Here is a 14,100-nt window from a genome sequence, read left to right as displayed (position 1 = left end):
GACAGAAAGACTGGAAATTTCATGGCAGGTATCGAGCATATCAAGGTCGGGGCCGACGAGGCCGGTATGCGCCTCGATCGCTGGTTCAAGATTCATTATCCGGGACTTGGTTTCGGGCAGTTGCAGAAGCTTCTGCGCTCCGGCCAGGTGCGTGTGGATGGCGGCCGGGTGAAGACGGATGCACGCGTGCAGCCGGGACAGATGGTGCGCGTTCCGCCGGTTGATTCCGATCTGAAGGTAAAAAGCGGGCCGATCGGCTCGCGAGATCTCAAACATTCAGAAGATTCCGAACTTCTAGCGCGCATGCTGCTGCACGAAGATGACAAGGTCTTCGTCTTCAACAAGCCGGCCGGCATTGCCGTGCAGGGAGGCTCCGGCGTCAATCGCCATATCGATGGACTCTTGGAAGCCTGGACAAGCCAGAAAGGCGAGAAGCCGCGTCTGGTGCATCGCCTCGACCGTGACACGTCAGGCGTGCTGGTTGTTGCCCGAACACGCGGCGCAGCACAGAAACTGACCGCCGCCTTCCGAGAGCGCGACACCAAAAAGACCTACTGGGCGCTGGTCAAGGGCGTGCCTCGCAAGCATCAGGACAAGATCTCCACCTGGCTCGTCAAGGAACAGACGATAGACGGCGATCGTATGCGCATCGCCAAACATGGTGAGGATGGCGCCGATCACGCCGTTTCCTATTACCGCGTCATCGATACGGCTGCCCAGAACCTCGCCTGGCTGGAGATGGAGCCCTATACTGGCCGCACCCATCAGCTGCGCGTTCACGCGCTCCATATGGGCCATCCGATCATCGGCGATCCCAAATATTATATCGACGATCCGAACTGGGATTTTCCAGGTGGCATCCAAAAGCGCCTGCATCTCCATGCGCGTCATATCGATATTCCCCATCCGAATGGCGGCCGGCTTCGGGTCAGTGCGCCTTTGCCGCCGCATATGGTCCAGACCTGGAACCTGCTCGGTCTCGATGTGGCAGATGGCGATAGGGAAGACTGACAGCCCATGAAACTGGTTCTTTTCGATTGCGACGGAACGCTGGTGGATAGCGCCGGCCTGATCCATGCCGTCATGTCCGATACTTTCGCCGATTTCGGCAAGCCGCGCCCCGACATCTCCAAAACCAAGGCGATCATTGGCCTGACGCTGGATATCGCCATCGCCCGCATGCTGGGCAAGGCGCATGTGGATGACGAAGCGAAGGCGATGACGGAACGTTACAGGGAACTCTATGATCCCCTGCGGGAGCGGCCGGAAATGACCGTGCCGCTTTTCGATGGTATCGCCACGCTGATCGATACGCTTTCGAAACGCGACGATGTGCTGATCGGCGCGGTGACAGGCAAAGGCCGGCGCGGTCTTACCCATATCCTGCAGACCCACGGCCTTGCCGATCACTTCATCGTTTCGCGCACGGCGGATGATTGCCCCTCCAAACCGCATCCGGCCATGGTGATGGAATGCTGCCATGAAACCGGCATGGTTCCGGCCGATACTGTCGTTATCGGCGATGCGATCTACGACATGCAGATGGCCAAGGCTGCGGGCGCGAAAGCAATCGGCGTCGCCTGGGGTTATGCCTCGGTCGACGATCTCTGGAAGGCGGGCGCCGATGCGGTCGTCAGCCACCCGCGCGAAATTCCGGCCTATGTTCCGGCCGAAATTCTTGAATAACCCTTTCTATCCGACTGACGAGGACGTGCCATGCGTGATCTCCTGAACGACCTTTCGGAGGGCCTGAGCCATCCCGACCCGATCCTGCGCGCGCAGATCCAGATGCAGAAACCTCTGCCGAAGCGGTTCTACAGGGATGTCACCGTCGGCGAGGCGGAGGAGGGCGGCTTTACCATCCTTCTCGATGGCAAGCCGCTGCGCACTCCCGCCAAGAAGCCGCTGACCGTCCCGACGCGCGCGCTGGCGGAACTGCTTCGCGACGAGTGGGATGCCCAGAAAGAAGTGGTCAATCCTGTGATCATGCCCGTTTCTCGGCATGTGAACACGGCCATTGATGGCGTCGCCAATGATACCCAGGCGGTTTTTGAGGACATACTCCGTTTTTCCTCTTCCGATCTCCTCTGCTATCGCGCCGGCGATCCGGAAGCGCTGGTTGCGCGTCAGACGGACCATTGGGATCCGGTTCTGGACTGGGCGGCCAATGTGCTCGGAGCGCGCTTCATTCTCGTCGAAGGCGTGATGCATCAGGACCAGCCGCGCGAGGCCATCGCGGCTTTTGCGGTAACGCTGAAGAAATACGACACACCGATTGCGCTTGCCGCTCTCCACACCATGACATCGCTGACCGGCTCCGCCATTTTGGCGCTGGCGCTGGCGGAAGGGGAGCTGGCGCTGGAGGAAGCCTGGGCGCTTGCGCATCTCGATGAAGACTGGACCGCAGAACAATGGGGCGAGGACGAGGAAGCACTGGAGCGTCGCGCTGTCAGGCTCGTTGACATGCGCGCGGCATTCAACGTCCTGGAGTCCCTGAAGGGCGCCGCTTAACGCTTTTCTAACCCTGATCAACGATCATGCGGTTATCTCACACCAGAGCCCCGCTCACCCGACGAAGGGGCCGAAAGAGCGCTCTGGACGCGTGAGTTTGTGCATCGTTTCCGTCGAAAATCGTTCTGATTTTCGAGCCGGTGTACGAGGGGAGCCGCTGAAGATGATCACCACGCTGAAGCGCTTTGGCATAGTTTTGCTGGCGTGTTTCACGCTCATGTCTTTCAGGCTGGAACCGGAAGCAACCAATGGCGACCGGCTCCTTTACGATGTGCGGGGCGCCTTTGTCGCCGCACGACCAGATGTAGCGCCGGCGCTGATGCAATCCATCCATGCACAGGTGCAAAATGCGATCAAGACCACGGCACGGGGAGAAATTCGCCCGCGTGTGGTTCTGACCATCCGCCTTGCGTCTGTGACGCGCGCTCCTTTCCTCTTCGGCGAAAGGGCGTCCGCCAAGGTCATCGTTCGCGCCGCTGCGGTTGCGACAGGGGAGGTGATCGCGGAAGCACAGTTCACGGCGACCGTCGTCAGTCTCGATGACAGCGCTATAGAGCAGGAGCTCGCTTACGGCGTAGCCGAGCGCGTGATCCGCGAATTCCGGCTAAATCGGCCGGGACCGACGACGCTTGCAACAGCGCTCTTCCCCTGACACCAGTCAATCTCGGGGCACGCTTAAATACCTTCTGTCTATAATTTGACATACGCCATGTATGTTCCTATCTCACATACGTAACGTATGTAAAGTTGACCTTGATGGTTTCAAACATCGAGACGTCACGAAGCGGAAAGTGAGATGGAAATGAGTAAACGCGACGCAGTTTTTCCGGCAAGCAGACACGCGCTATATGAGGAGCACGGCTATTCGGCAGCCATCCGCTCGGGCGACCTTTTGTTCGTTTCGGGCCAGGTCGGCAGCCGCGCTGATGGAACAGCTGAGCCTGATTTCGAACAGCAGGTTCGCCTGGCTTTCGAGAACCTGAAGGCCACGCTCAATGCCGGCGGTTGCGATTTTGACGACATCGTGGATGTGACGACGTTTCACACCGATCCCGAAAACCAGTTCGGAACGATCATGACCGTGAAGAGTGAAATCTTCAGCCAGAAACCTTACCCGAACTGGACCGCAATCGGCGTCAACTGGCTCGCAGGCTTTGACTTTGAGATCAAGGTTATTGCCCGCATACCGTGATGCGGGCAGGGCTGTAACGGCGGCTCATGCGCAGTACCGCCGTTACGATCCATATGCCTAGCCAAGCCGCTCCGCATGCCACTTCAGATGATCATCCATGAAGGTGGAGATAAAATAATAGGAATGGTCGTAACGCTCGTGCATGCGCAGGGTCAGGTCAATATCCGTGCCCTTGATTGCCTCCTCAAACAACCAGGGCCGCAAGCCATTTTCAAGGAAACTATCGGCCTTTCCCTGATCGATCAAAAACGCGGGAAAGCGCGCGCCATCTTCGACCAACGCGCAGGCATCATACTTACGCCAGGCGGACCTGTCGGCGCCAAGATATTTTTCCAGCGCCGGCTGAGACCAGTCAGCGGAGGAGGGTGCCACGATCGGCGCAAAAGCGGAGCAACTCCTGAAGCGCTCCGGGTTCTTCAGTGCGATGGTCATCGCGCCATGGCCACCCATCGAATGGCCGAAAATGCTCTGCCGGCTCATGTCGGCCCGGAAATGCTGGCCGATCAAGGCCGGCAGTTCTTCCGTGACATAGCTGTACATCCGGTAATGCTCGGACCACGGCTCCTGCGTGGCGTCGAGATAAAAACCAGCGCCCTTGCCCATTTGCCAGTTGGTCAGTTCGTCCGGCACGTCATTGCCACGCGGGCTTGTATCCGGGCAGACGATGATCAGTCCGAGCTCCGACGCCATGCGGCGATATTCACCTTTTTCCATGACGTTGGCGTGGGTGCAGGTAAGGCCTGAGAGATACCAGACAACGGGGCAGGGCTCGTGGATCGCCTTCGGCGGCACATAAACCGCAAAGGTCATCTCACATTTCAGGGTCTCCGACTGATGGGAAAATACGCCCTGCATGCCGCCAAAGGCCGTATTTTGCGAAATGATGTTCATGAAGACAGTCCTCTTGAAAAGAAAATTGGTTCAGCCCGCAAGCGAGACCGCGGCATTCACAGCCGCCGCTACCAGAACCGTATTGAAAAAGAAAGAAACGACCGAGTGGAGCAACGTGACCTTGCGCATAGCGGTCGTCGTCACGCCCACATCCGACGTCTGCGCCGTCATGCCGATCACCACAGCGAAATAAAGAAAATCATATCCGCACGGCTCCTTCGTCGCCGGAAAATCCATGCCGCCGCGAGGCTGCTTTTTCCCATCCACCGTGGCTGGCCGCCAGTAGAGATGGGCGTAGTGCAGGGCGGTCATGGTATGGATCGTCATCCACCCAAAGATCACCGAAGCGAAAGCAATGAGCAGCGTCCAGACCGTTTCGCCCTTGTGATTCAGCGCCTGGAACAGCGAGACAACCGCAACAGCAACGGCCAGCAGCGTGACGGCGATGATGGCAACCGCTGGCAGATCGTCGCTATCGGCGTGGGCCTTCAAATGCTGCGCCGTCAGGCTCGACAGCCGAAAGGCAATCAAGGTGAGATAGGTCAGGAAAAACAGCACCGCCGCAAACTCGATTGCCTCGGACGGAGCGAAAGCCAGCGCGCCGCCGAGGCCAATGGCGCCAGCAAGGAATGCGATGACGAAGGGTTGATGGCGACGATAGCTGTTGCTTTTCGGACTGGCCGAGGTCATGGGCGGCACCTTTCTGTTGGCACCCTCACTTTTTGACACGGCGGCAGAAACGGTCAAGCGTCTCCAGAAAAGCCGAACGGTCGCGCGGCGAAAAAGCGGCGTTATAGCCTTTGCTTTCGCCGCTTTCGCGCAAATGCGCACCGAGGTCACGCATCGCCGTCGCCATACCAATATTCGATGGATCGAACACGCGCCCCGTCGGGCCGGTCACCAGCGCGCCCTTGGCAACACAGCGGCCCGCGAGCGGCACATCGGCGGTAATGACAATATCGTTCTCACCGGCATGGTCGGCGATCCAATTATCCGCGGCGTCGAAACCAGCCGACACGATCACATTTTTTACCATCGGGTCGCGCGATGGGCGCAGACCGGAATTGGCAACGAAGGTCACCTCCAGGCCATGCCGCTCCGCTACCTTGAGAACTTCCGGCTTCACGGGGCAGGCATCGGCATCGACATAGATTTGCGGCGTTTGTGACATGGACACTCTTGATGGATATTTCCCGCCACGCTTCTAAGGCTAAATGCTGCGATTACCAAGCCCATCAAAGCCGAAATAGCGATGAGGCGTCGCGTGAAAAATCCTTGTCACGAGAGCTAAGGGTGGCTATGTTCATGTTACGTTCCATTCAGGCAGGTTGGTCAAATGCTGGAAGAGTTCATCGTGCAGGCCAAGTCCAATACGTATGTTGGTGGCGGCGACCAATTCGCAGCGCCAACGCGTCCGGGGTCGCACGATCTCAACTACCGCGAAGGCGACTGGCACTATATCGACAGTTATTTCGGAGGAACCGACTTCATCGGCCAAGAGGTCGTCTGGCATCAGGGAACGGCGGTGTGGGCGATGAGTTACTACGGCCGCATCCTCCGGCCCGACATGATCGACGGCGCCACGGCTGGCATGGTCATTCAGCGGTCGCTTTCCACGCTCTATCGTCAGGGCCGGTTTCTTGGCGGCTTCACCCACCCGGTGGAAAATCTGGTCTATGTCGATACGAATGAGGGGGAATTCCGGTCCTTCACCGGCATCGAGCGTATTTATCGGGGCCATGTCGAGACGTACCGGCTTGACTATCACGGCGGGATCATAAAGCCATGAGAGATGCGGCTGGATGGGACGATGATGTTTCCGCCCCATCACAGGCTTCAAATCAGCCGGGCTGCTTGGTCTTGCGCAGATACGGGAGAACCGTGTCGTAAGAACCGAAACGGGCAATCGCATCCTCGTTGGAAACGGCGGCGGTGATGATGACATCTTCACCCTGCTTCCAGTTGGCCGGTGTCGCCACCTGATGTTTGGATGTGAGCTGGATGGAATCGATCGCGCGAAGAATTTCCTCGAAGTTTCGGCCGGTGGTCATGGGGTAGGTGAGGACCAGCTTGATCTTCTTGTCGGGACCGATGACGAAGACGGAGCGCACGGTGGCGTTATCGGCAGGCGTGCGGCCTTCGGAACTGTCGCCAGCCCCGGCCGGCAGCATGTCGTAAAGCTTTGCGACCTTCAGGTCCTTGTCGCCGATCAGCGGATAATCGACGTTGAAACCGGTCGCGGTGCGAATATCGTTCTTCCATTTTTCATGGCTTTCGACCGGATCGACCGAAATGCCGATGATCTTGACGCCACGCTTTTCGAATTCCGGCTGCAGGCCGCCCATCGCACCGAGTTCCGTCGTGCAGACGGGGGTGAAGTTCTTCGGATGCGAAAACAGGACCGCCCAGCCGTCACCGATCCAGTCGTGAAAGCTCACCGGACCATGGGTGGTCTCGGCGGTGAAGTCGGGTGCTATGTCGTTGATACGCAGGCTCATCTGATGTTTTCTCCCTAATGATTTGAACTGAAAACTGATGGTTCTCGGCAATCCGTGTCCGGCGCTGGAGCTTAGAGTTTTTGCGTGAAATGGCCAGCCCTTTCATCTGGCTTGGGCGGTATTTGCTTCAGCCCCACAGAGATTTGATGGCCCTGATTTTCCCCGTTTGTCGCGGTTGCACGATATCCGCCTGGTTGATTGTTTCAGGAGGACATGATTATTCCAGAGACGATCGGGGGCCATCATGACGACTTCTTCTGCGCCTGTTTCCGCGACGGTTCGGGCACGCATTCCAGCGACGGTCTGGGTGCTGGGCATCGTTAGCCTTCTGATGGATATTTCTTCGGAAATGGTGCAGACGCTGCTGCCCTATTATCTCGTTTCCGGTCTTGGTGCTTCCGCGGTCACTGTCGGTTTCATCGAGGGCATGTCGGTTGCCATCGCTACCACGACCAAGCTGTTTTCCGGGATTATCGCGGACTGGACGAGGCGGCGGAAAATGCTCGCCGTGCTTGGATACGGTCTCGGCGCAATCTCGAAACTCGCTTTTCCCTTCGCCACCTCGCTTGGCTGGATCGTCGCCGCCAAGGCGGTGGACCGGGTCGGAAAGGGCATTCGCGGAACGCCGCGCGACGCTCTTATTGCCGATGTGACGCCGCCTGAAATTCGTGGCGCCGCATTCGGGCTCAGGAAGTCGCTCGATACGGTCGGCGGCTTCATCGGGCCGCTGGCGGCCATCGGGCTGATGTTCGCGCTCAGCGAAAATGTGCTCGCCATTTTCTGGATCGCGGTCATTCCCGCTTTCCTTGCGGTGTTCATCCTCATCGCCGGTGTCAACGAGCCGGATGCGCCCGCAAGACCGAAAGCCGAAAAGCCATTCCGGCTCGCAGATTTTGCGAAACTCAATCGGGCGGTCTGGATCGTCATCGTCGCGGCGTCGCTCCTGACCTTCGCGCGTTTCAGCGAAGCATTCCTGTTGCTGAAATCCGAAGAGGCAGGCTTCCGGCCGGCATGGATACCGATCACGATGGTCATCATGCATGCCGTCTATGGCCTGACAGCCTATCCCGCCGGCCGGCTTTCGGACAGGATCGGCCGCTCAGGGATTATCGCGGCGGGCGTGGCCGTGCTGATGGCCTCCTATCTGACGCTCGCTTTTGCCAATTCCATTCCGCTGTTCCTGTTCGGCATTCTTCTGTGGGGCCTGCATATGGGTCTGTCGCAAGGGCTGCTTGCAGCCCTGATTGCGGAAACGGCGCCGCCACATCTCAAGGGAACGGCCTTCGGCGTTTTCAATCTGATGACGGGTCTCGCGGTGCTGGTCGGCAATGTCATCGCCGGCTCGCTGTGGGACCTCCATGGTTCCTTCGGCACCTTCCTGGCAGGCGCAGCACTGTCTTTTATCGCATTACCGGTGTTGATCTGGGTGTCCCGTCGAAAGAGCGCCGCCGCCTGAGCCCGTGCCGAAAACACGACGACGTTGTTTTCGCTCATCCCAGCGCATAGTGTGACGCAACGTCAGGCGACATTCCGGGGTGGGGAGTGATGGAGAACAGCAATGACAATCACCATTACCGCTTTTGAACGTTCGCCCGATGGCGGCAAGGGTCTTGCCCGCGACATGCGCGTCCGCTGGGCACTCGAAGAAGTGGGCCAGCCCTATGACGTCCGCCTTCTTTCCTTCAAGGCGATGCGGGAACCGGCGCATCTGGTGCTTCAACCCTTCGGGCAAATCCCGACCTATGAGGAGGGCGATCTCGTCCTGTTCGAATCCGGTGCGATCATATTCCATATAGCCGAACGCCATGCCGGCCTGTTGCCGCAGGATGCCAATGCGCGGGCGCGCGCGATCATGTGGATGTTCGCCGCGCTCAGCACCATGGAACCGCCCATTGTCGAGCATTTTGTCACCGGCTTTCTCGAAAGGGACAAAAGCTGGCACGTGGAACGCCTGCAGATCGTCGATGAACGTATTCGCAAGCGGCTTGGCGAATTATCGCGCCGGCTCGGTGAGGCCGACTGGCTCGACGGCGCATTCAGCGCCGGCGATCTGTTGATGATATCTGTGCTGCAACGGATAAAAAGTTCGGGCATTGTCGATGAATACGCGAATCTCGCGGCCTATGTCGCCCGCGGCGAGGCGCGTCCCGCCTATAAACGCGCCTTTGCCGATCAGTTGGCGATTTTCAAAGCCGCATCGAACGGCTGAACCGCATCGACGGGAGGCCCCTCGCTGCGGACTGCCTGCGATCAAGCCGCGGTGCTGGTCGCGAAACCGCAATCCTGCTGGCGAAAGAAGGGGCGACGGTCGTTCTGACCGGGCGCCGCCTCGATCCGCTGCGCTAGGTCGCTGAACTGATCGAGAAGAAGAAGGGCAAGGCCATCGCTCGCACGCTCGACATCGCCTCGCGCGAGGCGATCTTCGACACGGTCAAGTCGATAGGCAAGGCCGTCGGTCCTATCGATATTCTGGTCAATAATGCCGGCTCCGCCAGCAAGGTGCTCAATGCCCGCTTCATCGGCGAGGAGGAGTGGAACGCCGCCATCAACGTTAATCTGACGGCGGTGTTCAACCTGACGCACGCGGTGCTGCCGCAGATGATCGAAAAAGGCGAGGGGACCATCATCACCGTTTCTTCGCTCGCTGCCCTCAATCCCAACCTCCTGGGCGGCGTGGCCTATGGTGCGGCCAAGGCGGGCGTGAAGAATTTCATGACCTTCCTGCACAATACCTATCGCAACCAGGGTATCCGCGCGACGACCATTCTGCCGGGCGAGACCGATACGCCGATCATGAACAACCGCGCGCGTCCGCCTCTGAAGGAAGAACGCGCCGTGATGATGGATCCGCATGACGTGGACCGCGCCATCCTGCTTTGCGCCAGCCTGAACAAAAGCGCAGTCATTCCGGAACTGCACATCTGCCCGACCCATATGCGTGACACATCGAAGGATATCGAAGTCGCGCGCTGGGTGGGCGCGCCGGACGACACACCGGATATGCCGAAAGACAACTGAGGGAGAGACGTCCATGAATGGAGCAAAGCTGCGCGCCCGTCTTGCGGCGGGTGAAGCCATCAGCATGTTCACCCCGCACCATACGTCGTCGGGCCTTTCCGCCCGGCTGGTGGAACTGGGTACGGACGCGGTCTTCCTCGACTGCGAGCATGGTACCTGGAGTTTCGAGGATGTGCGGGCAACCGGGCAGGTGGTGCGCTCCGTCGGTGGCGCTGCCATCGTGCGCCCGCATTCGCACGAGCGGCCGATCATCATTCGCTATCTGAATGCCGGTGCGGACGAGATCATGGTGCCCATGGTCGGCAATGCCGACGAGGCCCGCGCGATTGTCGATGCGGTGCGTTACGCCCTGCCATCCGATTATGAAAAGCGGCTGGTCATCGCCATGATCGAGACCGTCGATGCGATCGATGCTCTGGACGAGATGCTGACGGTGGAGGGCATCGACGTCTTCTTCATTGGCCCCGGCGATCTTTCGCAGGACATGGGCTATCCGCCCGCGCCGCCATTCGGCGAGCCGCGCCCGGAGGTGGTGATGGAGAAGGTCGCCATCGCTGTCGACAAGATACGCGCAGCCGGAAAAATCGCGGGAACGCTCGCGACGCTGGATGAAATGCCGCACTGGCGGGAGCGTGGCGTGCAATTCTTCTACGTCCATTCCGATCCGTTCCTGCGCCGCGGTCTCGCCGCGGTGAAGGAGGCGCTCGCCTGAGGCGGAGCAGGGGATTTTCCGATTCGATGCCGCAAGCGAGGGCCTGAACCTTCAGGCCCTCGCCATGCCGTTAGAAATCCGCCGTGACGGGTTTCCACAAATGCACCGGATCGAAGCCGCCGCAGCGCGCGATCACGATCCGCGTGCCGTTTTTAACCCGCCGCCGCAAAAGATCGGAACGTTCGGACTGCGCCCGAAGCGAACCGTCATCCTGAAGCTTCTGCAGCATCGACCGCGAAAGCCCCAGTTCAGACGCCAGCAGACGGTCAAGGCGTATGCCGGCCTGAAACGGAACCGTGAGATCGATCTCCGCCATGACCCAGTCGGGAGGTTCATCCCGTATCTGTTTCACGATGTCGAATTCGGGAAACTCGTCGACGCGCTGCGATTTACGTCTCAAGGCTTCGAGATTGAATGTCTCCGCCCTTATCCATTGCGGATCGTTGGACTGCAGCGCTTCGAGAACGGCAGGGCTTATGTCCCGGACCTTCTGCCGCTCGAAAATCGGCCTGTTCCAGCTCTTGTCGCAGATCAGGCATCTATAGATAAGCCAGGCATCCAGCTTGCGGCCATTGGCGTTAAGCCGGATCTTGCCGCTGGCCTGAAATGCCCTCAGGCCGCCGCATCCGCTGCATGCAAGCCAGGGCTTCGGCGCCGTTCGTGGCGTAATGGTCCATTGGACCCGAAGTAAGTTGCACATAGTCTCTTGGTCTTCCATTCGGAAGTCCACCAAGATGGTGCAGGAGAAAACCCTTACGGGAACGGCATGGCGGTGTTCTGGGGTGGTGAAGAGCTGAGACAGCGGCGCCGCGCAGGGCACATTGTAACAATGCCAGACCGGTCTCTTGCCACCACCCGATGAACATGATCATACGCCGACAGCCTGTGGCTATCCGCAATACGGGTGAAACTGGATTGAGACCGGTATTTACTTAGGCAAAGTCTACCTCGATGCGCCAATGCTCTTCGGCGGCGACAATAACAAACGATCGTTCCGAAACAGAGTCATCCAGCGCGGCGAAAAGGCCGAAAGCCGTTACGATGCGACTTTTCTGCAACGTCAGGTGACCCGCCCATTCTTTCCGGTTCGAACGACGTCGACGGACGGATTTTGCGCCTGTTAGCGGCTGTCGGAAACGGAAGATACCGGCGGCTATACGCCGGGCAAACATCCTTAAGGGGGGCGGTTTCAATCCAGAGGAATGTGGCGGCAAGGTTGGAATGTCGCGGATCGTGCAAAGTTAAAATGTCATCTGTCGCTCTGCCAGCCAGTTAGAAATGCGACACTGGCGCCGACGGCCAGCCCCCGACCGGACCGGCTGGGCCGGGTTGCAAGGGCAGGGAGGGGGCGGGTGATGGAACCCCCCTTCGGCTTTAGCTTCCTCAGCGTCTTGGCTGCTTTGCGCCAATAACGGCCATCAGCTCTCAGCGAAAAGTTACCGAGGAACCTTCGCCAGCCACTCTTCTGCACGGGAGATAACAGGGCCAATATGTGGACTAAACTCTTCTTTATCGTGCCAAGCCGCAATCTCAAGGTCCATTCCGATGTCTTCCATCTCTTTGACGAGATGATACGGGAGTGCTTCCAGCGCCCGTCCGTTAAGCAGGAAGGAACTTGCAGCAGATGACGGAAGAATTTCCCGACGACATAATGACAAAAGCGATTGCTCAATTTTTTGTACGAGCGACGCGTTTGACAATGGCGACTCCTGTATCTCTGGATCAGAGTGCCAATTGTCTATCATTTTTACTCGATCTGAAAAGCGGGCGGGTATCGTATCAGTCTAGTACAAATGTCTCCTTCGGGCCAAAAGCGGCCTTCACTCAGCCGCATCCATTTGAGCAAGAGCCTTTTGCCGTCTCGCAATGACGTCCGGATCATTCATGAAATCCGTCCGCCGACCGGGCTTGCGACCTGTTGGCTTATAGCCGTTCTTGTTGCTGTTGGTCTTCGGCTTCCCGACGTGGTGTCGATCTTGCTGATCTTTTATGTAAGCCAACACATCACTGAGACGCTTGTTCTCCACGACCGCCGCATGTGTCACGCTTTGGTCCTTATCGAAGGTTCTGTGAGGTAAAGAGTGACCTTTCCATCGGATATCCAGCCGACCATCGGCGTAAGCATATGTCTCGACATACTTTCCGACCAGGCCGCGTGTGATGTCGTTCTCCTCGAGCATGATGCGTTTGCGCTCATAAGAGAACGTCAGCTGCGCACCGACATAACGTTGCTCCCGTTTGCAGAGCACGTCGTTCAGCCTGTTTGCTGCCAGACTGACGGGTCGATGACGGTTCTCGGGGCGGGTAGGGGTCACCGCAAAGCGGTCATTGTATCGCTCGATGAAAGCAGGCACGAAGGCATTGCCGGCCTCCACGTCACTGATATTGGCAAGTCGCAATTCCTTGACCAAGCGATCTTGCAAGGTCCGGTTCATGCGCTCGACGCGTCCCTTGGCCTGGCTGGAATTGGCGCAAAGAATCTCGATATGCAGCTCCGATAGAGCGCGGCCGAACTGCGTCATGCCTTGGCCGCCCTTGGGGTCTTTCTTTGCCACCCGAAAGACCGAATGCTTGTCGGAATAGAAGGCAATCGGTGCGCCATGCTCTTTGAGGTAAAGCGCCAATGCCTCGAAATACGTAAACGCGCTCTCAGATCGAACAAACCGGAGCTGCATCAGCTTACCGGTCGCGTCGTCAACGAATACCAGTAGAGAGCAGGCCGGACCACGATCCTCGAACCAGCGATGCTCCGACCCGTCGATCTGCACCAACTCGCCATAGGCCTCACGCCGCAACCGCGGCTGATGAAACGTTCGCCGCTGCTTTCTCGAAAGCCATATGCCGGCATCCTGCATCCATTTGCGCAGCGTCTCACGCGAGATTGTGACGCCATGCTCTTCCTGAAGCTTCTCGGCCGCGAACGTAGGTCCGAAATCAAGGTAGCGTTCACGCACCAGCATCAAAACGTAATCACGGACGCCGGTGGCTATTTTATTGTTGGACGGTCGACCGATCGCTTTATGTCTGATCGAGGCAGCGCCGGTAGCCTCAATACGACCAATCAGTCTCTGAACATGCCGAACGCTGATTGCCAGTACATGTGCCGCTGCGACAATGGTCATGCGGCCATCAACGACTTTCGACAAAACCTCGATCCGCTGCAAATCGCGCTCACTCATCGTGATCAATCCCATCTGCATCTCCCAGGCATCGTTCAGACCCGGGGAGTGTGACATTCCAACTTTGCAGAAACAGGACACTTTAACTTTGCGGCTACA

The 14,100-nt window shown here is 58.4% G+C and carries 16 protein-coding genes and 1 pseudogene; 10 read left to right on the top strand and 7 right to left on the bottom strand.

Going from position 1 to position 14,100, the window contains the following annotated elements; genetic code table 11:
- Positions 1 to 21 precede the first annotated feature (21 nt).
- The 5 genes from F3H58_RS04395 (at position 22) to F3H58_RS04375 (ending at position 3,703) form a co-directional block, all read left to right on the top strand.
- Complete coding sequence (locus F3H58_RS04395; protein WP_149741370.1) at positions 22 to 1,011, top strand: RluA family pseudouridine synthase; 990 nt, start codon at positions 22 to 24, stop codon at positions 1,009 to 1,011.
- Between the two features lie 6 nt (positions 1,012 to 1,017).
- A complete protein-coding gene (locus F3H58_RS04390; protein ID WP_149741369.1) occupies positions 1,018 to 1,686 on the top strand; it encodes an HAD family hydrolase in 669 nt (222 codons plus the stop codon).
- 30 nt (positions 1,687 to 1,716) lie between these two features.
- Entirely contained in the window at positions 1,717 to 2,511 is a 795-nt protein-coding gene (locus tag F3H58_RS04385) for an ATP12 family chaperone protein (protein ID WP_149741368.1), read from the top strand.
- Between the two features lie 163 nt (positions 2,512 to 2,674).
- Complete coding sequence (locus F3H58_RS04380; protein WP_149741367.1) at positions 2,675 to 3,163, top strand: hypothetical protein; 489 nt, start codon at positions 2,675 to 2,677, stop codon at positions 3,161 to 3,163.
- A gap of 150 nt (positions 3,164 to 3,313) precedes the next feature.
- A complete protein-coding gene (locus F3H58_RS04375; protein WP_149741366.1) occupies positions 3,314 to 3,703 on the top strand; it encodes a RidA family protein in 390 nt (129 codons plus the stop codon).
- A 57-nt stretch (positions 3,704 to 3,760) separates the two neighbouring features.
- Here the strand turns inward: F3H58_RS04375 and fghA are convergent, their stop codons facing one another.
- Genes fghA through F3H58_RS04360 form a run of 3 tightly spaced genes read right to left on the bottom strand, consistent with a single transcriptional unit; the run spans position 3,761 to position 5,765 of the window.
- Positions 3,761 to 4,594 carry an S-formylglutathione hydrolase gene (gene fghA, locus F3H58_RS04370; RefSeq protein WP_149741365.1) on the bottom strand — a complete coding sequence of 278 codons (834 nt, stop codon included), beginning with the start codon at positions 4,592 to 4,594 and terminating at the stop codon, positions 3,761 to 3,763.
- A gap of 30 nt (positions 4,595 to 4,624) precedes the next feature.
- A complete protein-coding gene (locus F3H58_RS04365) occupies positions 4,625 to 5,284 on the bottom strand; it encodes a DUF1345 domain-containing protein (protein ID WP_149741364.1) in 660 nt (219 codons plus the stop codon).
- A gap of 25 nt (positions 5,285 to 5,309) precedes the next feature.
- On the bottom strand, positions 5,310 to 5,765 hold the full coding sequence (locus F3H58_RS04360; protein WP_149741363.1) for a YaiI/YqxD family protein: 456 nt from the start codon (positions 5,763 to 5,765) through the stop codon (positions 5,310 to 5,312).
- Positions 5,766 to 5,930: 165 nt separating this feature from the next.
- Here F3H58_RS04360 and F3H58_RS04355 point away from each other — a divergent pair, with 165 nt between their 5' ends.
- Complete coding sequence (locus F3H58_RS04355) at positions 5,931 to 6,383, top strand: DUF5680 domain-containing protein (RefSeq protein ID WP_149741362.1); 453 nt, start codon at positions 5,931 to 5,933, stop codon at positions 6,381 to 6,383.
- Positions 6,384 to 6,435: 52 nt separating this feature from the next.
- Here the strand turns inward: F3H58_RS04355 and F3H58_RS04350 are convergent, their stop codons facing one another.
- Positions 6,436 to 7,092 (bottom strand): peroxiredoxin, encoded by a 657-nt coding sequence (locus F3H58_RS04350; protein ID WP_035217366.1) that lies wholly within the window; start codon positions 7,090 to 7,092, stop codon positions 6,436 to 6,438.
- Between the two features lie 244 nt (positions 7,093 to 7,336).
- On the opposite strand from F3H58_RS04350, the gene F3H58_RS04345 reads away from it, so the two are divergent.
- The 4 genes and pseudogenes from F3H58_RS04345 (at position 7,337) to F3H58_RS04330 (ending at position 10,822) form a co-directional block, all read left to right on the top strand.
- Positions 7,337 to 8,548, top strand: coding sequence for an MFS transporter (locus F3H58_RS04345; RefSeq protein ID WP_149741361.1), 1,212 nt, complete (start codon positions 7,337 to 7,339; stop codon positions 8,546 to 8,548).
- Between the two features lie 102 nt (positions 8,549 to 8,650).
- Complete coding sequence (locus F3H58_RS04340; protein ID WP_149741360.1) at positions 8,651 to 9,301, top strand: glutathione S-transferase family protein; 651 nt, start codon at positions 8,651 to 8,653, stop codon at positions 9,299 to 9,301.
- Positions 9,298 to 10,110 (top strand): annotated as a pseudogene (locus tag F3H58_RS04335) (SDR family oxidoreductase). The gene F3H58_RS04340 and the pseudogene F3H58_RS04335 overlap by 4 nt, the downstream one beginning before the upstream one ends.
- Positions 10,111 to 10,123: 13 nt before the next feature.
- Positions 10,124 to 10,822: an HpcH/HpaI aldolase family protein gene (locus F3H58_RS04330; RefSeq protein WP_149741359.1), complete on the top strand. Its 699-nt coding sequence runs from the start codon at positions 10,124 to 10,126 to the stop codon at positions 10,820 to 10,822.
- A gap of 70 nt (positions 10,823 to 10,892) precedes the next feature.
- Here F3H58_RS04330 and F3H58_RS04325 read toward each other — a convergent pair whose 3' ends face one another.
- The 3 genes from F3H58_RS04325 to F3H58_RS04315 form a co-directional block, all read right to left on the bottom strand.
- Complete coding sequence (locus tag F3H58_RS04325) at positions 10,893 to 11,522, bottom strand: DUF1062 domain-containing protein (protein WP_149741358.1); 630 nt, start codon at positions 11,520 to 11,522, stop codon at positions 10,893 to 10,895.
- A 736-nt stretch (positions 11,523 to 12,258) separates the two neighbouring features.
- On the bottom strand, positions 12,259 to 12,522 hold the full coding sequence (locus F3H58_RS04320) for a hypothetical protein (RefSeq protein WP_149741357.1): 264 nt from the start codon (positions 12,520 to 12,522) through the stop codon (positions 12,259 to 12,261).
- 120 nt (positions 12,523 to 12,642) lie between these two features.
- Positions 12,643 to 14,016, bottom strand: a complete 1,374-nt coding sequence (locus tag F3H58_RS04315; RefSeq protein WP_149741356.1) for an ISNCY family transposase — start codon at positions 14,014 to 14,016, stop codon at positions 12,643 to 12,645.
- Positions 14,017 to 14,100 lie beyond the last annotated feature (84 nt).

Origin of the sequence: Rhizobium sp. NFACC06-2 (assembly GCF_900101425.1) — a bacterium.
GTDB lineage: Bacteria > Pseudomonadota > Alphaproteobacteria > Rhizobiales > Rhizobiaceae > Agrobacterium > Agrobacterium leguminum.
Note: the sequence above shows the minus strand (reverse complement) of the source record. Positions and strands in the feature narration are given on the sequence as shown.